Source organism: Kitasatospora sp. NPDC001132 (assembly GCF_053598415.1).
In genome coordinates, this window is record NZ_JBSFKF010000045.1 from 16,663 (window position 1) to 38,163 (window position 21,501).

The 21,501-nt window shown below is 75.2% G+C and carries 18 protein-coding genes; 6 read left to right on the plus strand and 12 right to left on the minus strand.

What is annotated here, in order from left to right; translation table 11 throughout:
• Positions 1-103: 103 nt before the first annotated feature.
• Positions 104-1,663 (plus strand): MFS transporter, encoded by a 1,560-nt coding sequence (locus ACWDBE_RS35805; RefSeq protein WP_449810024.1) that lies wholly within the window; start codon positions 104-106, stop codon positions 1,661-1,663.
• A gap of 80 nt (positions 1,664-1,743) precedes the next feature.
• Here ACWDBE_RS35805 and pth read toward each other — a convergent pair whose 3' ends face one another.
• The 4 genes from pth to ACWDBE_RS35825 all read right to left on the minus strand — a co-directional run bounded on the left by pth (position 1,744) and on the right by ACWDBE_RS35825 (position 4,526).
• A complete protein-coding gene (pth, locus tag ACWDBE_RS35810; RefSeq protein ID WP_449810025.1) occupies positions 1,744-2,331 on the minus strand; it encodes an aminoacyl-tRNA hydrolase in 588 nt (195 codons plus the stop codon).
• Positions 2,332-2,561: 230 nt separating this feature from the next.
• On the minus strand, positions 2,562-3,296 hold the full coding sequence (locus ACWDBE_RS35815; protein ID WP_449810026.1) for a DUF305 domain-containing protein: 735 nt from the start codon (positions 3,294-3,296) through the stop codon (positions 2,562-2,564).
• Complete coding sequence (locus ACWDBE_RS35820; protein WP_449810027.1) at positions 3,293-3,958, minus strand: DUF3105 domain-containing protein; 666 nt, start codon at positions 3,956-3,958, stop codon at positions 3,293-3,295. Before ACWDBE_RS35820 ends, ACWDBE_RS35815 begins: the two co-directional genes overlap by 4 nt.
• 100 nt (positions 3,959-4,058) lie before the next feature.
• On the minus strand, positions 4,059-4,526 hold the full coding sequence (locus ACWDBE_RS35825; RefSeq protein WP_449792830.1) for a hypothetical protein: 468 nt from the start codon (positions 4,524-4,526) through the stop codon (positions 4,059-4,061).
• A gap of 386 nt (positions 4,527-4,912) precedes the next feature.
• Between ACWDBE_RS35825 and ACWDBE_RS35830 the strand changes: the two genes are divergently transcribed.
• Entirely contained in the window at positions 4,913-6,664 is a 1,752-nt protein-coding gene (locus ACWDBE_RS35830) for a protein phosphatase 2C domain-containing protein (RefSeq protein WP_449810028.1), read from the plus strand.
• A 77-nt stretch (positions 6,665-6,741) separates the two neighbouring features.
• Here the strand turns inward: ACWDBE_RS35830 and ACWDBE_RS35835 are convergent, their stop codons facing one another.
• The 4 genes from ACWDBE_RS35835 to ureA all read right to left on the minus strand — a co-directional run bounded on the left by ACWDBE_RS35835 (position 6,742) and on the right by ureA (position 10,939).
• Positions 6,742-7,341, minus strand: a complete 600-nt coding sequence (locus ACWDBE_RS35835; RefSeq protein ID WP_449792832.1) for a TetR/AcrR family transcriptional regulator — start codon at positions 7,339-7,341, stop codon at positions 6,742-6,744.
• A gap of 76 nt (positions 7,342-7,417) precedes the next feature.
• Positions 7,418-8,467 (minus strand): agmatine deiminase family protein, encoded by a 1,050-nt coding sequence (locus tag ACWDBE_RS35840; protein WP_449792833.1) that lies wholly within the window; start codon positions 8,465-8,467, stop codon positions 7,418-7,420.
• A gap of 43 nt (positions 8,468-8,510) precedes the next feature.
• Positions 8,511-10,232: an urease subunit alpha gene (locus ACWDBE_RS35845; protein ID WP_449792834.1), complete on the minus strand. Its 1,722-nt coding sequence runs from the start codon at positions 10,230-10,232 to the stop codon at positions 8,511-8,513.
• Entirely contained in the window at positions 10,229-10,939 is a 711-nt protein-coding gene (ureA, locus tag ACWDBE_RS35850) for an urease subunit gamma (protein WP_449810029.1), read from the minus strand. The genes ACWDBE_RS35845 and ureA overlap by 4 nt, the downstream gene beginning before the upstream one ends.
• A gap of 695 nt (positions 10,940-11,634) precedes the next feature.
• On the opposite strand from ureA, the gene ACWDBE_RS35855 reads away from it, so the two are divergent.
• Positions 11,635-12,009: an ATP-binding protein gene (locus tag ACWDBE_RS35855; RefSeq protein ID WP_449810030.1), complete on the plus strand. Its 375-nt coding sequence runs from the start codon at positions 11,635-11,637 to the stop codon at positions 12,007-12,009.
• 423 nt (positions 12,010-12,432) lie between these two features.
• Positions 12,433-14,727, plus strand: coding sequence for a SpoIIE family protein phosphatase (locus ACWDBE_RS35860; protein WP_449810031.1), 2,295 nt, complete (start codon positions 12,433-12,435; stop codon positions 14,725-14,727).
• 218 nt (positions 14,728-14,945) lie between these two features.
• On the opposite strand, the gene ACWDBE_RS35865 is transcribed toward ACWDBE_RS35860, so the two are convergent.
• The 4 genes from ACWDBE_RS35865 to ACWDBE_RS35880 all read right to left on the minus strand — a co-directional run bounded on the left by ACWDBE_RS35865 (position 14,946) and on the right by ACWDBE_RS35880 (position 18,772).
• Positions 14,946-15,866, minus strand: a complete 921-nt coding sequence (locus tag ACWDBE_RS35865; protein ID WP_449810032.1) for a (2Fe-2S)-binding protein — start codon at positions 15,864-15,866, stop codon at positions 14,946-14,948.
• A gap of 160 nt (positions 15,867-16,026) precedes the next feature.
• Positions 16,027-16,869 (minus strand): hypothetical protein, encoded by an 843-nt coding sequence (locus ACWDBE_RS35870; protein WP_449810033.1) that lies wholly within the window; start codon positions 16,867-16,869, stop codon positions 16,027-16,029.
• Between the two features lie 262 nt (positions 16,870-17,131).
• Complete coding sequence (locus ACWDBE_RS35875) at positions 17,132-17,980, minus strand: hypothetical protein (RefSeq protein ID WP_449792838.1); 849 nt, start codon at positions 17,978-17,980, stop codon at positions 17,132-17,134.
• A gap of 174 nt (positions 17,981-18,154) precedes the next feature.
• A complete protein-coding gene (locus ACWDBE_RS35880) occupies positions 18,155-18,772 on the minus strand; it encodes a nucleotidyltransferase family protein (RefSeq protein WP_449792849.1) in 618 nt (205 codons plus the stop codon).
• 246 nt (positions 18,773-19,018) lie between these two features.
• On the opposite strand from ACWDBE_RS35880, the gene ACWDBE_RS35885 reads away from it, so the two are divergent.
• Positions 19,019-19,798 (plus strand): HNH endonuclease family protein, encoded by a 780-nt coding sequence (locus ACWDBE_RS35885; RefSeq protein WP_449792839.1) that lies wholly within the window; start codon positions 19,019-19,021, stop codon positions 19,796-19,798.
• An 83-nt stretch (positions 19,799-19,881) separates the two neighbouring features.
• Complete coding sequence (locus ACWDBE_RS35890; RefSeq protein ID WP_449792840.1) at positions 19,882-21,450, plus strand: alpha/beta hydrolase; 1,569 nt, start codon at positions 19,882-19,884, stop codon at positions 21,448-21,450.
• Positions 21,451-21,501 lie beyond the last annotated feature (51 nt).

Genomic DNA, 21,501 nt, shown 5'->3' on the forward strand with positions numbered 1-21,501 from the left:
CGTACCGCACAGTCCCCACCACACGGTCCGTACCGCGGGAGGGTCCTGTCGCAGAGCGATCTGCTCGTAGCACGAACATATCTGTATCCGATATATTCGGCCTATGAACGCCACCGCCCTTGCCTCGCGGCTGCTCACCGAGCGGCCCCGGCCGCGCGGTATAGCCGGCTGGCGCCACGCCCACTGGCTCGCCGTCGGCACGGTCTGCCTCGGCGCCTTCCTCGGCCAGCTCGACGCCAGCGTCATCGCCCTGGTCTTCCCCGCGCTCGGCCGCCACTTCGACGCGGGCTTCGCCGCCGTCGAGTGGGTCGCCCTGGCCTACCTGCTGGTCCTGGTCGCCCTGCTGGCCCCGATCGGCTGGCTGTCCGACCGGGTCGGCCGCAAGACGATGTACATCGGCGGTTTCGCGGTCTTCGGCCTCTCCTCCCTCGGCGCCGGATTCGCCGGCAGCCTCTGGGTGCTGGTCGGCTGCCGCGCCGTCCAGGCGGTCGGCGCCGCGATGATGCAGGCCAACAGCGTCGCCCTGGTCGCGCGCGGCGTCCCCGGGCACGCGATGCGGCGCGCGCTCGGCATCCAGGCCTCCGCCCAGGGCCTCGGCCTGGCGCTCGGGCCGAGCCTCGGCGGGCTGCTGGTCGAACACGCCTCGTGGCGCTGGGTGTTCTGGGTCAACGTGCCGATCGCGGTGTTCGGCCTCCTGGCGGGCTGGTACCTGCTGCCCCGCACCCGGACGGCCGACGCCCCGGCCCACCTCCCCACCGGCGCCCCCACCACCGTGCCGGGCCCCCGCCGGACCGATCCCCGGGAGACCCGGGAGACCCGGGAGACCCGGGAGACCCGGGAGACCCGGGAGACCCGGGAGACCCGGGAGATCCGAAAGGCCGGCGAATCCCGCGACCCCCGAGAGCCCGCCGCCCGCTTCGACCTGCCCGGCATGCTGCTGCTCACCGGGGCGACCACTTCACTGCTGCTCGCCCTGTCCACCGCCTCCGGCCTGCCCCTGCCCGGCTGGGCGGCGGCCGCCCTGCTGCTCGTCTCCGCCGTGCTGGCCCTGGCCCTGGTGCGCCAGGAGCGGCGCGCCGCCCGGCCGATCCTGGCGCCCGGACTGCTCAACACCCCGGGTGTGCGTTCCGGTCTGGTGGTGGCGCTGATCGGCTACCTGCTGCTGTTCTGCCCGCTGGTGCTGGGCCCGGTGCTGCTCACCGGCGCGGGGGTGTCGACGGCACGCGCGGGCCTGGTGGTCACCCTGCTGCCCGCCGCGTTCGCGTTCGCCGCGACGGTCGGCGGCGGGCTGCTGCCCCGAGGCTGGTCGGACGTGACCAGGTGCCGCGCCGGTGCGCTGCTCGCGGCCGGCGGACTGGTGCTGTTCGCCCTGCTGCCGGCCTCGGACGTGTCGGCGCTCCCGCTGCCGGCCGCCGGCTACGGGCTGGGCCTGTTGCTGCCCGCCAACAACGCCCTGGTGATGCGGGCGATCCCGGCGCAGTGCTCGGCGGTCGGCGGCGGCATGGTGAACATGGCCCGCAGCCTCGGCACGGCGCTCGGCATGGCGCTTTCCGTCCTCGGTGTCCATCTGGCGGGCGCCGAGTCCGGTGGGCGGACGGTGCTCTTCGTCCTCGCCGCCGCCGCGGCCGCCGCCGCGCTGCTCACCCGGCCCGCCCGCTCCTGAGCCCCGCGGACCACGCCCAGCGACCTGAGCCCAGCGAATCACGCCGGAGCGCCCCGAGGCGAGCCGGCAGAACCAGCCGGCTAGGCGTCCGTACGGGCGTTCAGGATGTCCTGGGCCCGGTTCAGGCCGCGCCGCACCAGGGTCTCCAGGGCGTCCGCGCAGCGGTCCAACTCGTGAGGCAGGGCGGCCAGTTCATCCTCCGAGAACTTCTTCAGCACGAAGTCCCCGACGCTCTGGCCCTTCGGCGGACGGCCGATTCCGAACCGCAGGCGGACGAAGTCCCGGGTGCCGAGCACCTCGCCGACCGAGCGCACGCCGTTGTGGCCGCCGGGTCCGCCGGCGCGCTTGAGCCGGGCGGAGCCGAACGGGAAGTCCAGGTCGTCCTGCACCACGACGAGCCGCTCGACCGGGACGCCGTGGCGGCGCAGCAGCGCGGCCACCGGGCGCCCGGACAGGTTGATGGACCACAGCGGCTTGGCCAGCAGCACCCGGTGGCCGTCGACGTCGATCTCGGCCACCCGGGTGGCGATGCCGCGGCGGCGGAACCGGGCGCCGTGGCGCTCGGCCAGCCGGTCCACGGCGAGGAAGCCCGCGTTGTGCCGGGTGAGCCGGAACCACGGGCCGGGGTTGCCCAGTCCGGCGATCAGCCAGGGGTCGTCGGGGGTCATGCGGGGAGTCTCCGGAGGGTGTGGGGGGAAGGACGGCGGACGGCCGGAGCGCGGCGGGGACGGTACGGGACCGTTCCCGCCGCGCTCCGGCCGTCCGGGAAGCGCACGGAACACGTCGCACGTGCAGCACACACGGCATGCGCGGCACACGGCACACACGGCACACACGGCAATCGCAGCGCATGCCGAACACGCGGAACACGCAGGGAGCGCGCCCCGTGGACGACCGCTCAGGAGGCGGGCACGCCGGGTTCGGCGTCGCGCTCCTTGAGCATGTCGGTCATCAGCTGGAGCTCGGAGGTCTGGGCGACCACCATCGTCTGCGCGAGCCGCTTCTCGGCATCGTTCCGGGCCTTGTCGACGTAGCCCTGGGCCATCTCGACGCCGCCCTTGTGGTGCTCGATCATCAGCTGGAGGTAGAACACCTCGGCGTCCCGCCCGCTGAGTGTGCGCAGCTTCGCGATCTGGGTGTTGGTGGCCATGCCGGGCATCAGCGAACCGTCGTGGGCCTGGTAGTCGTGGCCCATCTTCATCCACGCCATCGGCGTGGCGGTCGAGTGCTGGGACAGCCCCCACTGGTCCAGCCAGCCCGTCATCATCCCGCGCTGGTTGGCCTGGGTGTTGATGATGTCGAAGGCCAGGGTGCGGGTCGGCTCGTCGGCGGTGCGGTCCCGGACGACGAACGACAGGTCCACCGCCTGCTGGTGGTGGGTCGCCATGTCGCGGGCGAACCCGGCCTCCGGGGAGTCGTCCGCGGGGACGGACAGCGTGGACGAGCCGGACGCGGAGGTCCCGCTCGCCACCAGGGCCGGCACCCCGAGCGCCAGCGCCACGGCGGCGGCCAGCGCGGCCGGCCACCACATGCGGCGGCGGCGCGGGGCCCCGCCCTCCTCGACGGCGTCCGCCGTGGCCGCTGCCGTTGCGGGGGCGGACGCGTCGGGGCGGCCGGCGTCGGCGGCGGTCACATCTGCCCCATGGTGCAGGAGGCGCCCGGCTCCTGGGTCTGCTTGCCCTGGACGTACTTGGTGAAGAACTCCTCCACCCGCGGGTCGGTGGCGCTGTCCACGATCAGCTGGGTGCTCCAGGCGTTCAGGGTGATCGTGCCCTGCTCGTCCGGGTACGGGCTCATCATCGAGTACGGGGTCTTCTTGACCTTGTCGGAGAGGATCTTGAGGTCGTCCGGGGTGGCCTTGCCGTTGTACGTCACCCAGACCGCGCCGTGCTCCAGCGAGTGGACGGCGCGCTCGTTCTCGAGCGGCTGCTCGTAGACGTGGGCCATGCAGTCCGCCCAGATCGCGTTGTGGTCGCCGCCGACCGGCGGGGTCATCGGGTAGGTGACCTTGTCCTTGACGTGGGTGCGGCTCAGCTCGCCGAAGGTCTTCACGCCCGGGATGTCCGCGTTGGCGGCGACCTCCTTGTCCTTCTTCTTCTGGTTCTGGTCCATGACGATCCAGGTGCCGGTGGCGATCGCACCGACCACCAGCACACCGGCCGCCACCGAGGCGACGATCTTGTTGCGGCGGTCGCGGCGCTGCTCGGCGGCGCGCAGCTCGGCGATCCGGGCGCGGCGGTCGAGGCCGTCCTGCTTGCCGCCGGGCTTGTTGGACTGCTTGGAGGCGGAACCCATGGTGGTCGTCCTTGTCCCCGCCGCACCGGTCGGTGGCGGCGGTCAGCTGGAGTGAGAGGAAGGGCGGATCCGCCGGCGGCGCGCCGGCGGTGGGTTCCACTCAGGACCGGTGGACCTGGAGTTCGTGCAGGTCGGGAACAGGGTGTGCGCCGTCCAGCAGACCGGCGGGCACCACCCGGGGCGGCGCCTCGGGCGCGGCCGGGGTCAGGGGTGACACGGCGGGCTGCGGTTGCGGCGGCGGGTTCGGCAGCTGGGCGTCCTGCGGGCAGAACGGGTGGCTGGAGCAGCCGTTGTTGCGCGGCGGCTCGCCGCCGGCGGTGCAGAGGATCCAGTGCCCCTGCTCCTCGGCCGTCCGGTGGTGGTCCGAGGGCTTCGCGGACTTGGTGACCTTCGCGGCGCGGCCGGTGTAGGAGGTCTGCCCGGTGGCGACCTGGACGCTGACCACGCTGACCACGGTGACGGCGCTGACCGGGGCCCGGGGCGGGGCCGGATGGCCGGAGCCGTCCGCCGCCTTCGACTGGCCCGCGCAGGGCAGCAGTGTCAACAGGGTGACGAGCAGCAGGACCAACAGCCCACCCGCCGGGCGGCCCGCGGATGCGGCCCTCCCCGGTCGGGGCGAACTGGGGGCCGACGCGGTCATGCGCACATTTAATCAGCCGAACGAGTGATGCGATGCCCCCCATCAGCCCCCATTTTCGGCGGCCCGAGCGCCCGGATGACCAGGAAACGCCCTGCTCCGGACACATCCGGCAAGCACGGACGGAACGGAAGCGGACGAACCGGTGACGCACCCGGTGCGGTCCGGCGAACCGGCTGGTGAGCGCGGGGGCCGGGACTTTCCGGTGGGTGACCGGTTGTCGTCGAAACCCGGACAGGGTCCTCGCGGGTGGAGAACAATGTCGTCAGCCCGGCCCGCCGGGGCGGCGCGACCACGGAACGACCAGGAGCCGCCAGATGAGCAAGCAGGGTGCACCCGCAGAGCCGCACCGGCCGGACGACGGCTGGTGGGACGCCGTCTACGACGGTCCGGCGGGCACCCTTCCGGACACCCCGCACGCCGACCCCGGCGACGGCAGCGTGGACGACTGGTTCGACACGGCGGTCGGGCTCATCGGTCAGCAGCGGTCGGCGGAGCCGGAGCCGGAGCCGGAGCCGGCGTCGGGGTCGGCCTCGGCGTCGGGGTCGGCTGCCGAGGCTGTGGTGGAGCCTTCCGCGGAACCCGACGCCCCGGCGGGCTCGGACACCCGGGACAGCATCGACGACTGGTTCGACACGGCGGTCGGCGTGATCGGCGGCGGATCGGCGGGGATCGGGCGACAGCGGACCTCCACGGAGACCCACCGGTTCCCGGCCCCCGCCTTCGCCGACGACACACCGAAGGCCGCGCCCGCACCGGAGCCCGCGCCGGTCCCTGAACCCGCGCCCGCACCGAAGGCCGCGCCCGCACCGAAGGTCGCGCCCGCACCGAAGGCCGCGCCGGTCCCTGAACCCGAGCCCGCACCGAAGGCCGCGCCCACATCGGAGCCCGCGCCCGTCCCTGAGCCGGCATCGGCAGCCGAACCAGCCCCGGAGCCCACGGCCGTACCCGTCTCGGACCCGGTCTCGTTGGAGAAGCCCACCCCGCCGCCCACCCCCGAGCCGGAACCCGAGCCGGAGCGCACCCCCGAACCGGATCCCGCACCAGAGCCCGAGGCCCCCGAAACCGCCCACACCCCCGAGCCCGATCCGGAACCCGCGGCCCAGGCCGTCCTCGATCCCCGCCTGGCCGTCCGCGCACCGCTCGCCGACGGCGGCGCCGCCGTCCCGCACGTCGGCGAACGCCCCCCGACGTACGGGCCCGAGCCGACCGCCGTACCCGAGGCGGATCCGGGCGCCCTGCACGCCCTCGTACCGGACACCGTGCTGGACGGCGCCCAGTACGGCTCCACCGTGCTGCGCGCCGCCTCCGTCCGGGGCGACTCCGCGCGCTACCGGGGCGAGCCGCGACGCGACGCCCTGCTGGTCACCCGGTTCGGCGAGGGCCCCGACGGCCTGCTGCTCGCCGTCCTCGGCGGCTTCGACCGTACGGGCGGCGGCGCGGAGGACGAGGCGCCCGCCCCGGAGGCGGTCGCGGCCGCCACCGGCGAGGCGTGCCACCAGCTCGCCGCCGCGATCGGGCGCAGCCGGGCCGGCCTGGCCGCCGACCTGCGTGACGGCGCCCGCGACCGGCTCCGCTACGGCCTCCAGCGGCTGGCCACCGGCGCGGCCGCCCCGCTGCGCGCCCTGGCGCCCCGGCCGGAGGAGACGCCGTCCCCGGCCTCGCTGCACTGCCTGCTGGTGTCACTGGACCCGGGGGCCGCCTACCGCGCGGCCTTCGGTGTCGGCCCGGGCGGGCTCTACCTGCTGCGCTCCGGCCACTGGATCGACGCGTACGCGGCCCGCCTGCTGCACCATCCGGACGGTCAGCCGCCGGTGCCGGAGGCCCCGGTGCCCGGCCCGCGTCCGTTCCGGTTCCGGCTCGTCCCCGCGACACCGGGCGACATCCTGCTCCTCTGCACCCCGGGTCTCGCCCGCCCGGTCGCCGACGAGCCGGCCGTCGCCCACTTCCTGTCCACCCACTGGACGCACCCCCACCCCCCGGGCACCGTCGACTTCCTCCGCCAGGTGCAGGTCCGTGCCAAGGGCTACGCCGACGACCGCACGGCCGCCGCCGTCTGGACCGAGTGACACCGCACCGGCCAGGGCCGGAACAGCCAGGATCGGACCGGCCAGGGCCGGGGCGCGTCAAGCCCGGGGGCGGCGCGTCAGGCGCGCAGCAGGACGCCGGTGACGGCGGTGGCCTGGGTGAGGGCGACGGGGCGGTGGGCGTCCGGGAGGCCGATGGCGACGGGGACGGCGAGGCCGTCGAGCAGGGCGCGGATCTGTACCGCGCGGTCGGCGGCGGGCCCCGGGGTGAAGTGGCCGGCGGCGGCGCCCTCCTCGATGAGGGCGACCAGGTCGGCCTGCCAGGGGGCCTCGATCTCCTGCTGCCCCTGGCGGATCTCGGCGCTCGCGGGGGAGCGGCCCCACACCTCGACCCAGAGGATCCAGCGCGGGTCGCCCGGGCCCTCCGGCAGGTAGAGGCGCAGGTAGGCGTCGAGGCGCTGCCAGGGGTCGAGGGAGTGGTCGGCGAGGGCCTCACGGCGGCGGGCGCCGAGCCGGCCCTCGCTCCAGCGGAGGGTCTCCAGCAGCAGCTGGTCCTTGCTGCCGAAGTAGTAGAGCAGGTGTCCGGCGCTCATCTGGAGCTGTTTGCCGAGCCCGGCCATGGTGAGCTTGGCGAGCCCGTGTTCGGCGATCGCGGCCCGCGCGGTGGCGAAGACCTCCTCGCGGGGGCGGGCCGGCCGGCGCGGGCGGGGGTCGGCCATGTGCGGGTCTCCTCGGTGGAACGGCGCTCGGAAGGCTACCCGGGTGGGCGCGCGGGGCGCCCACCCGGGTGGGGCGTCAGAGCGCCTTCGGCTGCTGCTGGGTGATGCAGTGGATGCCGCCGCCGTTGGCGAAGATCTCGCGGGCGTCCACGAGTTCGACGGTGCGGCCCGGGTAGGCCTCGGCGAGGATCGCGGCGGCCTCCTGGTCGCGCGGGTCGTCGAAGGCGCACAGGACGACCGCGCCGTTGGCCACGTAGTGGTTGATGTACGAGTAGTCGACGGGCTCGCCGTCCTCGTCCAGCAGGACGGTGGGAGCGGGCAGTTCGATGACCTCCAGGGGTCGGCCCTGGGCGTCGGTGGAGGCGCGCAGGACGGCGACCAGCTCGCGGCAGACCTCGTGGTCCGGGTGCGAGGGGTCGGGCTGGACGTGGGCGACCACGACGCCCGGGCGCACGAAGGAGGCGACGATGTCGATGTGTCCGCGGGTGCCGAACTCGTCGTAGTCGCGGGTGAGTCCGCGCGGCAGCCAGATCGCCTTGGTGGTGCCGAGGAAGGCGTGCAGCTCGGCCTCGACCTCCTCCTTGGTCCAGTCCGCGTTGCGGCCCTCGCCGAGCTGGACGGTCTCGGTGACCAGCACCGTGCCCTCGCCGTCGACGTGGATGCCGCCGCCCTCGTTGATCAGCCGGGAGGCGAAGCGCTGAACATCCGTCAGTTCGCTGATGTGCTCGGCGATGTGCTGGTCCTTGTCCCAGCGGGCCCAGGACTGCGCGCCCCAGCCGTTGAAGATCCAGTCGGCGGCGGCCAGCGAGCCCTTGCCGTCGATCAGGAAGGACGGGCCGATGTCGCGCATCCACGCGTCGTTCAGCGGGCGTTCGACGATCTCGACCCGCTCGGAGACGTACTTGCGCGCCTCCTCCGTCTCGCCGGTGTTGACGATCAGAGTGACCGGCTCGTACCCGACGATGGTGTCGGCGACGGCGGCCCAGGCCTGGCGGGCGGCGTGCAACTGCTCGGGGCCGTCGAACGTCGGGTTGGCGGTGGGGAAGGCCATCCAGGTGCGCTCGTGCGGGTGCCACTCGGCGGGCATCCGGTAGCCGAGCGAGGCGGGCGTGGTGGTGGTCATCATCGAGTCCTAAGGGAGTCCTGGGCCTTGGCCGGATCGTCGGGGGTCAGAGGAAGTAGAGGCGGCTGAGCGAGACGCTGTCCGCGGGCTCGGATCGCAGCGGCGAGCCGTCCAGCGAGACCAGGCCGGTCTCGGTGACCTCGACCCGGCCGATGCGGGCGTTGCGCACCATGTCGCGCGGCCCGATGCCGCGGGTGTTGCGCACGCCGACCCGGCGGCGGCGGGTGGGCAGCCCGTCGGCGGCCTGGTCGAGGTAGGCGCCGTCGGCGGCGACCTGGGCGACGAAGGCCACCGAGATGTCGGCGGCGGTCGCGCCGTGGGCGCCGAACTGCGGTCCGAGAACGAGGGGTTCGCAGCGGTCGGTGGAGGCGTTGGGGTCGCCGACCACGCCGTACGCGGGGAAGCCGGCCTTGAGGACCAGCTGCGGCTTGGCGCCGAAGTGGTCCGGGCGCCACAGCACGATGTCGGCGAGCTTGCCGACCTCGATCGAGCCGACCTCGTGCGCGAGGCCGTGCGCGATGGCCGGGTTGATGGTGAGCTTGGCGATGTAGCGCAGCACGCGCTCGTTGTCGTCGCCGTCCTCCGTCGTCCCGTACGAGCCGGTGCCGTCGAGCGGGCCGAGTTCGGCCTTCATCTTCCCGGCCATGGCGAAGGTGCGGCGCACCGTCTCGCCGGCCCTGCCCATGCCCTGGGCGTCGGAGGAGGTGATGCCGATGACCCCGAGGTCGTGCAGCACGTCCTCGGCGCCCATGGTGCCGGCCCGGATGCGGTCGCGGGCCATCGCGGCGTCGCCGGGCAGGTCGGGCTTGAGGTCGTGGGCGGAGACGATCATGTCGTAGTGCTCGCCGAGGGCGTCCCGGCCGAAGGGCAGGGTGGGGTTGGTGGAGGAGCCGATGACGTTCGGCACGCCCGCCATCTTCAGCACGTTGGGGACGTGTCCGCCGCCGCAGCCCTCGATGTGGAAGGCGTGGATGGTGCGGCCTTCGAGGACCTTCAGGGTGTCCTCGACGGAGAGGCACTCGTTGAGGCCGTCGGTGTGCAGGGCGACCTGCACGTCGTACTCCTCGGCGACCCGCAGCGCGGTGTCCAGGGCGCGGGTGTGCGCGCCCATGTCCTCGTGCACCTTGAAGCCGGACGCGCCGCCCTCGGCCAGCGCCTCGATCAGCGGGGCCTCGTCGGAGGACGAACCGCGGCCCAGGAAGCCGATGTTGACGGGCCAGGCGTCGAAGGCGTTGAAGGCGTGGCGCAGCGCCCAGGGGGAGTTGACGCCGACGCCCCAGACCGGGCCGAACTCCTGGCCGATGATCGTGGTGACGCCGGAGGCCAGCGAGGCCTCCATGATCCGCGGCGAGAGCAGGTGGACGTGGGTGTCGATGGCGCCGGCGGTGGCGATCAGGCCCTCGCCGGAGACGATGGTGGTGCCGGTGCCGACGACCACGTCCACGCCGTCCAGGGTGTCCGGGTTGCCGGCCCGCCCGATCGAGGCGATCCGGCCGCCGATCAGGCCGATCGAGGTCTTGCGGATGCCCTGGGCCGCGTCGATCACCAGCACGTTGCTGATCACCACGTCGCAGGTGTCCCGGACGGCGGCGGGCTTGAGGTGCAGGCCGTCGCGGGCGGTCTTGCCGAAGCCGGCCAGGAACTCGTCACCGGGCGCCTGGGAGTCGGACTCCACTCGGACGATCAGCCCGCTGTCGCCGAGCCGGACGCGGTCCCCGGCGCGCGGGCCGTGGACGGCGATGTAGTCGTGCGGGGTGATCGAGGTCACTCCCCCACCTCCGGGTCGTCGAAGCTGGTCAGGTAGCCGGTCGCGCGGGCCTTCGCCAGGGCGGCCTCCTTGGCGCCGGGCGCGTCCAGCGGGCCGTCCACGAGCCCGGCGAAGCCGATCACGACCCGCTCGCCGCCGATCGGCACCAGGCCGACCTCGACGGTGGCGCCGGGGTCGAAGCGCACCGAGGAGCCGGCCGGGACGGCCAGGTGGGTTCCGTAGGCGGCGGCCCGGTCGAAGGCCAGACGCGGGTTGGCCTCGAAGAAGTGGAAGTGCGAGGTGACCGAGATCGGCACCCCGGAGGTGTTGTGGACGGGGAGCAGCAGCGTCTCCTCGACCGGGTCGTAGCCGGTGCCGCCGCCGATCAGCGCGCTGCCGGGGGCCTCGTCGCCGAGCGAGCCGGCGCCCTTGAACGGGTCGTTGACGACGGCGAGGCGGGTGCCGTCCTCGAACACGGCCTCGACCTGGACGACGGTGACCACGTCCGGCACGCCGGGCAGCACGTCGGCGGCGGTCAGCACGGAGCGGCCGGCCTCGATGGCCTCGGCCAGGCGCCGGCCGTCGCGGGCGGCCTCGCAGACGGTGTCCGCGATCAGGGCGGTGGCCTCGGGGATGTTGAGGCGCACGCCCCGGGCGCGGCGGGCGCGGGCCAGTTCGGCTGCCGTGAAGATCAGCAGCCGGTCCCGTTCGGTGGGGGTCAGTCGCACGGTTCCTCGCTCGCGGGTCGTCGGGCCCCTCGGCCAGGCAGGGGGCGTCGGCTCGGGCCTCGGGGGCGCCTGGGGAGATGTTAGAACGCCGTTCAAACATCTCGGGGTCATTGAACCCGGACCGGGTCGCCCTGTCCAGCGTTGCCGCTCCGCGGGCGTTCGGCCTGCCGGGCGGGGGACGGGGGTGAGGGGCCCGGCGGGGGAGCGGGGGCGACGGCTCCGACGGGGCCGCGGGCCGGCGCCGTGGACCAGCGCGCGGGGGGGCGGGGCAGGGGGCGCGTGGTCGGGCGTGCGGTCCGTACGGGCGCCGGGTGTGCGCGGGATCGGGCGGGGGCGTCCTCGAAAACGGCCTCTGCGCTTCGCAAACCTGTCCGGCGCGGGCAGTTGGATCACGCGAACCACCCCGTGCCCCTTTCACCCCACGTGATCGGACGCACACTGTTGCAAACGCCGTCAACTGGGCATGAGGATGAGTGGTCAGAACGAGGGGGCCACCCGGCCGGCGGGGGATCCGGAGGCAGGGGGCCCGGATTCCAGGGCGGGGGCATGTGTTGATGGACGGTCAGTCGCGATTCCCGCGGCAGCGGACGAGTTCCGGCGACGCCTACCGGTCCGGGCCGGTCCAGGGGCCGGTCGTCGGCACCGGGACGACCCTGCCGGGCACACCGGCTCCGGGGTGTGCCCTGCACCGGCGGTTGCACCTCACGCTCGACCCGGCGGACCTGGTCGGGGTGGGCGCGGTCAGGCGCCGGCTGCGTTCGGCGCTGAGCCACTGGGGGGTGCCGGAGCTCTCCGACACCGCCGAGCTGCTCTCCTCCGAGCTGGTCACCAACGCGCTGCTGCACACCGGCAAGGGCGCGGTGTTCGACGCGGTGCTCGGCACGGACCACCGGCTGCGCGTCGAGGTGCAGGACGGCACCAGCAGACTTCCCGGGCGCCGCCGCGATCCGGAGGCCGAGTACGCCACCTCGGGGCGCGGCCTGCAGCTGGTGGAGGCGCTCGCGGACTCCTGGGGCGTGCAGCTGCGCGGCGACGGCAAAGTCACCTGGTTCGAACTCGCCACGCCCTGAGCCGCGCACCCGTCGACGCCCGGGACCTGCGCCCTTACGGTTCCGGGCCGCCATCGCCGGTATGGTCGTACGATTGTTCGTCGTCGATTGATTCGCTGTCGAAGCAAGCCCTGAACAGAAGGCGGGCCGGAAGGTTTCCGGCCCGTTGGCATTGCCGCTCGGCCGAACATTGGCCAGGATGGTGGGAATGTGTGTCCACGTGCGGGAAGCAGCGGGGAGACCGAACCTCGACTGGCCACCGCCCGTCGCACCGTCCTATCCAGCACGACCCATCACACCGCCACGCGGCCCGTCCGGACGGTCGGCGCGGTCCGCCACGGCAGCGGCAGGAGCAGCATGCCCACTGAGCCCGAGTCGCCGGGGCCGGCGCTTCCTCCCGGCGCGTCGCCCGTCGTCGAGCCGCGAACGGTAGAGCCGAGGACCGTGGAGTCGAGGACCACCAAGCCGAGAGCCGTGGAACCGCGCACCGTCGAGCCGAGAGCCGTGGAGCCGGGCGCCCCGGAGCCGCGCACCCCCGGGAGCGGCCGGGTCAGGCCGCCCGCCCAGCCCTCGCGCCGCGGCTCCGCGGTGCGCCCGTCCCCGAGCCTCGCCGCCGCCCGGCTCGCGCCCGTGCTCTCCGGGGGGCTGCCGCCCTCCACCGCGGACACCATGCCGGACTGGCTGGAGCCCGCGATGGCCGCCAACGGCATCGGCTCCTTCGACTGGGACATCCGCCGCGACGTCCTGGAGGGCGACCAGCGGGCCTGCGCGATCGTCGGACTGGACGCCCTGGAGCGGGTCCGCTTCGACCGCACCGCCGCCTCCTTCCTGACCCTGCTGCACCCCGAGGACGCGCCCGTGGTGCGCCGCCGGGTCGAGCGCGCGGTCGCCGAGCTGGGCCAGTGCGGCGCCTACTACCGCACCGTCGGGGCGAACGGCGGCATGCGCGCGGTGCGCTTCCGCGGCCGGGTGCTCGCCGACGCCTTCGGCCGGGCCTCCCGGATGGTCGGCTTCGTCTGGGACGCCACCGTCGAGCTGCACAAGCGCGACCACGCCGACCGGATGGCCCAGCTGCGCGAGGAGCGCTCCCGGTTCATCAAGGAGGCGGCGCGCGCCCTCTCCGAAGCCGTCACTGTGCGTGACGTGGCCCGGGTGTTCACCGAGCTGCCGCTGCCCGGACTGCCGCCGGACGGCCTGGTGCTGGCCTCCTTCGAGGCCGGACGGGCCCAGATCCTCGGCGCCTCCGGCTACCGCGCCGACACGCTGGCCGTCTGGGACCGCACCGTGCTGCCGACCGGCCACCCGGCCGCGGAGGCGCTGCGCCACCGGGCGCCGGTCTTCGTGTCGACCCGCGAGGAGTTCCGCGACGGCTACCCCGAGGTGTGGGAGCCGACCAGCCGCGGCGGCCGGGGCTCCTGGGCGTACCTGCCACTGGTCGCCAGCGGCCGGGCGATCGGCGTCTGCGTGGTCAGCTTCGACGACGAGCGCGAGCTGGACGCCGACGAGCGCACCCTGCTGTCCACCCTGGGCGGGCTGGTCGCCCAGTCGCTGGCCCGGGCCCGGCTGCACGACGCCGAGCACGAGCTCGCGGCCGGCCTCCAGCGGGTGATGCTGCCGCGCACCGTCCCGTCCGTCCCGGGCGTGACCACCGCCGTGCGCTACCTCGCGGCCGGCTCCGGCCTCCAGATCGGCGGCGACTGGTACGACGTGGTGCCGCTGCCCGGCGGGCACGTCGGCCTGGTGATCGGCGACGTCCAGGGCCACGACGTGCACGCCGCCGGGATCATGGGCCAGCTGCGGATCGCGCTGCGCGCCTACGCGGCCGAGGGCCACCCGCCCGCCGCCGTGATGGCCCGCGCCTCCCGCTTCCTCGCCGACCTGGACACCGACCACTTCGCGACCTGCACCTACGCCGAGGTCAACGTGGACTACGGCGTGGTCTACGCGGTCCGGGCCGGCCACCTCGACCCGGTGGTGCGCCGCGCGGACGGCACCGCCGCCGTGGTGCCGGTGGCCGGCGGGCTGCCGCTGGGCATCGACCCGGACCAGGAGTACCGCGTCACCCGGTTCAGCCTGGACCCTGGCGAGACCGTGCTGCTCTGTACCGACGGCCTGGTCGAGGCGCGTGGCATGGACCTCGACGAGGGCGTCGCCCGGCTCACCCGGACGCTCGCCCGCCCGCTGCCGGACGCCGCCGAGGCCGCCCGCGACCCGCTGGAGGAGCTGGCCGACCGGATCGCCTCCCAGGCCGCCGACTCCAGCGAGCGCGAGGACGACATAGCGCTGCTGCTCCTGCGCTGGGACGGCCCGGCCGGCGGCCTGGCCGCCCAGCAGCTGCGCCGCCGCATCGGCCAGGCCGACCTCGCGCGGGTCGCCGAGGTCCGGGCCGAGCTGCGCGACGCGCTGCGCCGCTGGGGCGTCGCCGAGTTCATCGACACCGCCGAGCTGCTCTCCTCCGAACTGGTCACCAACGCCATCCGGCACACCGACCGGGACGCCATGTTCACCGCCCGGCTCTACCGGGAGCCGGAGGCGGACGGTGGCCGGGCCCGGCTGCGGGTCGAGGTGGAGGACGAGTCGGACCTCTGGCCGACCCGCCGCACGCCGGGGGAGCAGGCCTCCTCCGGACGCGGACTGATGCTGGTCGAGGCACTCGCGGACTCCTGGGGCGTGGAGCCGCGCGGCTCCGGCAAACGGATGTGGTTCGAGCTCAGCGGGACGGCGTCGGCGGCGGCCTGAGGCCCCGTCGGCTCAGGCCCGGCTGGACCCGCGCCCCCGGCCGGCTCCACCTCGCGCTCCGCCGCGAACCGTTCCGTGCCGACCCGTTGGCGGATTCGCCGGCAATGCGCTGAGGAGAGGGATTTCTGGCCCGGTGACGATCGCACGGTCGTAGGAATGCGCGGCGGATCGTTCCCGGAATGACGGGCTTTTCGAACCTGATATCGCACGGGTTTTCGTCAACGCCGCGTGACGCGAGGGCAGCCGCCGCACATGTCCTGCGGATCCGCGGTGTAGACGAGGCAACAACTGGCCCGGGAGCGCTCCGGGCCCGGGGCGCCGCCCGGCCCGGGCGCCGGGGGTGCGAAGCCGGCGCCCGGAGTGAAGGGGGCCGGTGCGGGGGCGGGCCGGCCGTCCGCGCCGGGCGTGTGCGCGGGGTCGAGGGGCTCGCCGGGCGCCAGCAGCGTGGACAGTTCGGCGCGCGCCCGCTCCTGCTCCCCGAGCAGTCCGCCCGCGTAACAGAGCCCCTCCACCACGGCGTCGGTGGCCATCGCCCACAGCACCCGGGGTCCGCGCCGCGCCTCCGGGCCGAAGGCGGTGAGCACCGGGGCCAGGAAGGCGCCCAGCGCGGACCGCAGCGCGGCGGCCAGCGCCGGCTCGTCCGGCACCGACCCGGCCTGGCCCGAGCCGGCCGCAGGATCCTCCGGCAGGCAGACGAACTCCGCCGGGCGGACGGTCAGTTCGACCGCGTCGGGGCGTCGGTGCAGCGCGACGTCCCCGAGCGCGAGCAGCGGGACGCGCCGCTCCAGGAACCAGGGCAGTGTGAACAGCAGCGAGACCGGCCAGACGAAGCGGTGCAGCCCGAAGCCGGCCGCGACGTCCGGGCGCAGCGGCCGCCCGTAGCGGGCGAGGCCCTGCCGGGCGTCGTGGGCGATCAGCTCGCGGACCGTCTCGGGGCGGGCGGCGAGGTCGGCGGCGGTCAGCCAGCCGTCGCCGTGCCGGGGCCGGGCGCAGCGCACCGTCAGGATGGGGGTGAGCCCGGACAGCCGGTGGTACGAGGGCGCGCCCGGGGTGGTGGGCGCGGGAGCGGGGACGGGGGTGCGCGCGCCGGTGGTGCGGGGGGCGCGCGGCGTGGGGCCGGGCCGGGTGCTCGCGGTCATGGGCGGCCCCATCGGGTCGACCGGGGCGCCCATGGTCCGCCCGGCGGTGCCCGGCGGCGGTGGCGCGCCGGACGCGGCCGGGCCGGGGCATGGCGGTGCCCGGGGAACGGCAAGGCGACCTGGCCGGGGTACTGCTCCCCCCGGCCAGGTTAGCCTCACCTTAGCTGATTGTCCCCCCGGTCTCGCTCGCGATGCGTCCGTCCGTGAGAGCCCCCGGCGTGCGGCGGAGCCCCAGCTGGCGCGCGAGCCAGACCGGCACTCCGCCCAGGGCGGCCACCAGCCGGGCGGCTTCGGCCCGCAGCCGCGCCGCCTCGGGCGGCTCGGACACTTCGGCGAGCGCGGCGAGCGCCGGCGCCACCCCCACCGTGAAGCCGAGTTGCTCGCGCAGCCGAAGGGAGGCGTCGAAGCCCTCCCGGGCGTTCCCGCGGTCCCCGCGGGAGAGCGCCAGTGCGGCCAGGTGTCGCCAGGTGTACGAGCGCAGCAGTTCGTCCCCGCGCTCGCCGGCGCCGTCGTGCGCCCGGCGGTAGGCGATCCAGGCGGCACTGCGGTCGCGCAGCAGGTTCTCGGCGACCAGCCCGCGCCGGAAGTCCAGCAGCGGGCGGCCCGGGGCGTCCGGTGGCAGCAGGGCCGAGGTGCGGCCGAGCGCGGCCTGCGCCTCGTCCAGCCGGTCCCGCGGGCCGAGCACGCTCGCCACGTACGCGAGGAAGCCGCGGGCGCAGGCGGCGGCCGCGCGCTGTTCGGTGCCGGAGGCCAGCGCCTCCGCCAGGCGCAGCGCCTGCTCCGCCTGGGTCCAGTTCGCGGCGGTGAACAGGCACTGCTCGATGAGGAGTTCGGCCCGCCCCAGGGCCGTGGCCGGGTCGTGCTCGGCGGCCGGTCGCAGCAGTTCGGCGGCCTCCTGCCAGCACCCCCGGGACCTCAGCCGCCACACGGTGTCACCCGGCTCCTCCGCTGCCGCCCGCCCCCGCCCCTCCGGGCCGCTCGGGTCCCATCCGTGCTCCGACAACGCCACCTCCTTGTGTGCGCCATCCGGCAAGGGCGCGGACCCGCCCCTGAGGCCCTGCCGCCACGACCCGTGCGCATGACGACGACAGGGCGAAAGGCCCGCGCTGTGGCCGCAATTCAACACGGGGGTGAGCTTGTGCACCAGATCACGAGCGAAGGTTGTTGCTTTTGGAGGAAAAATGATCTAGGGGTGCGCACGGGAGGAGACGCGGAGGAGGGGGAAGAGGAGGGGAAGGGGGCCGCCCGCCGGGCGGCCCGGTGGGTCAGGAGGTCCAGCCGGTCTCCATCAGGGCCTCGGCGGCGCCGTTCGCGGGCTGCGGCACACCCGCCAGGTCCAGGCTGAACAGGGCGACCAGCAGCTGTTCGCCCCGCACGGTGGCCTGGTGCGAATAACCCGCGAGGGTGAACATCGCGGCGGCCATCTCCTCGGCGTGCAGGGTCTGCAGCCACAGGCACTCGACCGACTTCACGTCGGCGGGCTCGGTCCAGGTGTCCACCTGGGCGACCATCCGGCTGCCCAGCAGGGTGACCCCGTCGCGCTCCTGGGCCTCGGTCAGCTCAAGGTCGTCGAAGCCGAGCCACTCCAGGTAGCGGGCGGCGGTGAACACCGCGTCCTGCGAGGTGCGCACCGGGTGCGGGCGGAACGGCGTGCGGTGGCGGAACGGGCGGGAGCGGCCGGCCGTGGGCGGCGCGGGCGGGGCCGGGGTGGGCACGTTCACCGGGTGGGCCGGGTACGGGCGGGCGGCCTGCGGGCCGGAGGCGGCGAGCGGGGCGGCGGTGCCGGTGCCCAGCCGGGTGGCGCGGTCGACCGGTAGCCGGACGGTGGCGCCGCAGTTGCAGGTGAACTCGGGCTGCGGCCACTGGTCGGAGCGGCCGCAGTGCGGGCAGCGCATGCTCAGCCAGGAGTCCTCCCAGGAGCGGAAGCGCACCTGCACCGGCACCCCGCCGCGCAGCAGCGGCACCTTGAGCGAGGCCCCGCACGGGCAGGGCAGGGACGGCGGTTCGTAGAGGTGCTCGCGGCGGCAGGCGGGGCAGCGGATGGCCCGGGCGCCACCGCCCGGCCCCGGCCGTGTGGGGTCGTGTCCGGTGTAGTCGTCGGGCAGTCCGGCCATCGCGGGCTCCGTCCGTCGGTGTCGGGTGGGTGGGACGATTCCCATGCTCCCCGAAATGTCCGGCGCCGGACGCGGAATGGGGCAATCCTCAGGGACGGATCAGGGGCTCCTGCCCACCCGGGTAGGGGCGGAATCCTTCCGCGGGGGGATGCCCGGCGGGCCGGACCTGGACGTTCACCCCGCGGACCAGCGGGCCAGGTCGGCGGGGGTGTCGAGGTCGTCCGGGACGGCGACGTCGGCGCACTCGACCAGGACGAGCTCCGCCGCGTGCGCCGTCAGCAGGGCGCGGGCCCCGGCGTCGCCCCGGGCGCCCGCCGCCGCCTCGGCGAAGTGCCGGGCGCCGATCAGCACCGGGTGCCCGCGCCGCCCGTCGTAGGCCGCGGCGGCCAGGTCGGCGCCCGCCCGGTGGACGGCCAGCAACCGGGACACCGCGGCCGGGGTGACGCCCGGGGTGTCCACCAGCATCACCAGCGCCGCCGAGGCGTGCGGCGGCAGCGCGGCCAGGCCGGCCCGCAGCGAGGCGCCCATGCCCTGCTTCCAGTCCGGATTGCCGACCAGCCGGCAGCCCGGCAGGTGCGCGGTGGCCCGTACCCGGTCGCCCTGCGCGCCCAGCACCACGGTGACGTCCGCGCAGCCGCCGGCCCGGACCACCGCCGCCGCGTGCTCCACCAGCGGCCGTCCCCCGTACCGCAGCAGTGCCTTGGGGCGCCCGCCGAGGCGGCTCCCGCCCCCGGCGGCGAGGATCAGGGCGGCGACCGGGCCCGGCCCGGCGGGTGTCGGTGGTGTCTGCATGGGGTCAGGTGGTGTCTTCACGGGGCCAGCCTGCCCGGTCGGGGCCGGGGCGTGCGCGGCGGGGGCCGGCGAGGGGCGCCGCGTCCGCCGGCCGGACGCCCTCGCGGGGGAGCGGGTGTGAGCAGGTGTGAGCAGGTGTGAGCTTCGACATGCTCCGGGCCGCCGCGTGGCGTCGGCTTGACCTGCTCTCGGGGCGGCTGATCTGCTGGTTCGCCGTCAACCCGCCCCTGAACCCGGGAGTTCTCCGTGCCCGCCCGCCGCTCCACGCTGTCCGCCGCCACCGTGTTCCTGATATGCGCGCTCGCGCTGGTCGGCTGGTTGATCGGCGGCCGCGACCACAAGTCGACCGGCCCCAAGGCCGACGGCGGCACAGCCGCCCCCGCCGCCGGGGCCACCGGCACCAGCCCGTTGCAGAACCCGGACGGCACCAAGCCCGGCCTGGCGCCGCTGACCACCCCCGAGGAGCAGAAGGCCGGCCGGGACGTCATAGCCAAGGTCGCCACCGCCGCCGTCGGAACCAAGGACGGCTACGACCGCAACGAGTTCGGCCCCGCCTGGACGGACAACGTTGACGGCGTCCCGTTCGGCGGCAACAAGTGCGACACCCGCAACGACCTGCTCGCCCGGGACGGCACCGGCGTCGAGCACAAGGACGGCTCGGACTGCACCGTCACCGCGATGACCATCTGGGACCCGTACACCGGCAAGAGCGTCCAGTGGACCAAGCAGCAGGCCTCCAAGATCCAGATCGACCACGTGATGCCGCTGTCCTACGACTGGCAGATGGGTGCCAGCAAGTGGGACAAGGCCAAGCGCGTCCAGATCGCCAACGACCCGCTCAACCTGATCCCCGCCGACGGCTCGCAGAACGCCTCCAAGGGCGACTCCGGCCCGGCCACCTGGCTGCCCGCCAACACCGAGATCCGCTGCTCCTACGCGGTGCGCTTCGCCCAGGTCTCGCTGAAGTACCAGCTGCCCGTCTCCGAGGCCGACAAGAAGGCCATGCTCCAGCAGTGTGGCGGCTGACGAAACGTTAATCCCGTGCAGCCGCAGGCGGGTGCGGTGTGCGCGCGGCGCGTGCCGGGTGGTACTTGTGGGCGGTGGCCCCGATGATCCCCCGGCTCCCCCGCCCGCCCGGGCGCACCCTGCCCGCCCTCGCCGCCGCACTCGCCCTCGCGCTGTCGAGCGGCTGCACGGGCACCGCCCCCGGCCCGCCCGACCGGCCGCCGCTGGCCGAGCGGGTCGCCGCCACCGCCGCGCCCGCCCTGCGCGCGCTCTACGACCAGCGGATCGACTGGCGGCACTGCCCCGACGAGGACGGCGACGACCCGGACCGGGCCGCCGTGCGGTGCGCCACCCTCAAGGTCCCGCTGGACTACGCCGACCCGGGCGGGCCCACCGTCGACGTCGCCCTCGCCATGGTGCCCGCCGCCGACCGCGCGCACCGGCTCGGCGCCCTGCTGCTCAACCCCGGCGGCCCCGGCAACTCCGGCGTCGACATGGTCCGTTGGGGATGGAAGGGCTACCAGGGGCCGCTGCACGACCGGTACGACCTGGTCGGCTTCGACCCGCGCGGCGCCGGCGACACCACCCCGGTCCACTGCCTGGACGACCGCACCCGCGACCAGTGGGACGCCACCGACGACCCGGCCTACGACCACGGCCGGATCCTCGCCGAGGCCTGCCGCGCCCGGCACGCCGACCTGCTCCGGCACCTCGGCACCCGCGACACCGCCCGCGACCTCGACGTCCTGCGCGGCGCCCTCGGCGAACGCCGCCTGGACTTCCTCGGCTTCTCCTACGGCACCCACCTCGGCGCCGTCTACGCGGAGCAGTTCCCCGACCGCACCGGCCGGCTCGTCCTCGACGGCGCCGTCGACCACGGCGCCCCCGCCGCGCGGCTCGGCACCGAACAGGCCGCCGCCGCCGAGGCCGGGCTCCGGGCCTTCGCCGCCGCCTGCGCCGCCGACGACGGAGCGGCCTGCCCGCTCGGCGCCGACCCCGCCGCCGCCCCGCAGCGCCTCGCCCGCTTCCTCGACGGACTGCGCGACCACCCGCTGCGCGCCGCCGACGGCCGCGCGCTCACCGCCGCGCTCGGCTGGGACGCCGCCCTGGACGTGCTCTCCGACGGCCGCCGCTCCTGGCCCCGGCTGCGCGAGGCCCTCGCACCGGCCGTCACCCGGGGCGAGGCCGAGGGCCTGCTCGCCCTCGCCGACGGCGCCGACCGCCGCGACGAGGACGGCCGCTACCGGACCCCGGCCGACGCCTACGCCGCCATCTCCTGCGCGGACGGCCCGCCCCCGCCCACCGACGCGGAACTGCGCCCGGCCCTCGCCGAACTCGCCGCCCGCGCCCCGCTGGTCAGCGGCCACGACCCGGTGGGCACCCTGCTCGACCCGGACTGCCGCCCCTGGCCGTTCCACAGCCCCGAGCCGCCGCGGCCGATCCGGGCGGCGGGCAGCGCCCCGATCCTGGTGATCGGCTCCACCGGCGACCCGGTCACCCCGTACGCCTGGGCGCAGCGGCTCGCCGCCGGGCTGGAGCGCGGGGTGCTGCTCACCCGGGACGGCGACGGGCACACCGGGTACGACAAGAGCGGCTGCGTCCGGGACGCGGTGGCCTCCTACCTGGTGGACGGCCGGCTGCCGGCGGCCGGGACGCACTGCCCGTCGGACTGAGGAACCGGGGACGGGAGAGGGGGCGTGCCGCGCGAACGCGGCACGCCCCCT

Excerpts from the sequence above, each read along its gene's own strand:
- ACWDBE_RS35830 (WP_449810028.1), top strand. The coding sequence starts at position 4,913 with ATGAGCAAGCAGGGTGCACCCGCAGAGCCGCACCGGCCGGACGACGGC.
- ACWDBE_RS35835 (WP_449792832.1), bottom strand. The coding sequence starts at position 7,341 with ATGGCCGACCCCCGCCCGCGCCGGCCGGCCCGCCCCCGCGAGGAGGTC.
- ACWDBE_RS35820 (WP_449810027.1), bottom strand. The coding sequence starts at position 3,958 with ATGGGTTCCGCCTCCAAGCAGTCCAACAAGCCCGGCGGCAAGCAGGAC.
- ACWDBE_RS35875 (WP_449792838.1), bottom strand. The coding sequence starts at position 17,980 with ATGGCCGGACTGCCCGACGACTACACCGGACACGACCCCACACGGCCG.
- ACWDBE_RS35890 (WP_449792840.1), top strand. The coding sequence starts at position 19,882 with ATGATCCCCCGGCTCCCCCGCCCGCCCGGGCGCACCCTGCCCGCCCTC.
- ACWDBE_RS35880 (WP_449792849.1), bottom strand. The coding sequence starts at position 18,772 with ATGCAGACACCACCGACACCCGCCGGGCCGGGCCCGGTCGCCGCCCTG.
- pth (WP_449810025.1), bottom strand. The coding sequence starts at position 2,331 with ATGACCCCCGACGACCCCTGGCTGATCGCCGGACTGGGCAACCCCGGC.
- ACWDBE_RS35840 (WP_449792833.1), bottom strand. The coding sequence starts at position 8,467 with ATGATGACCACCACCACGCCCGCCTCGCTCGGCTACCGGATGCCCGCC.
- ACWDBE_RS35805 (WP_449810024.1), top strand. The coding sequence starts at position 104 with ATGAACGCCACCGCCCTTGCCTCGCGGCTGCTCACCGAGCGGCCCCGG.
- ACWDBE_RS35865 (WP_449810032.1), bottom strand. The coding sequence starts at position 15,866 with ATGACCGCGAGCACCCGGCCCGGCCCCACGCCGCGCGCCCCCCGCACC.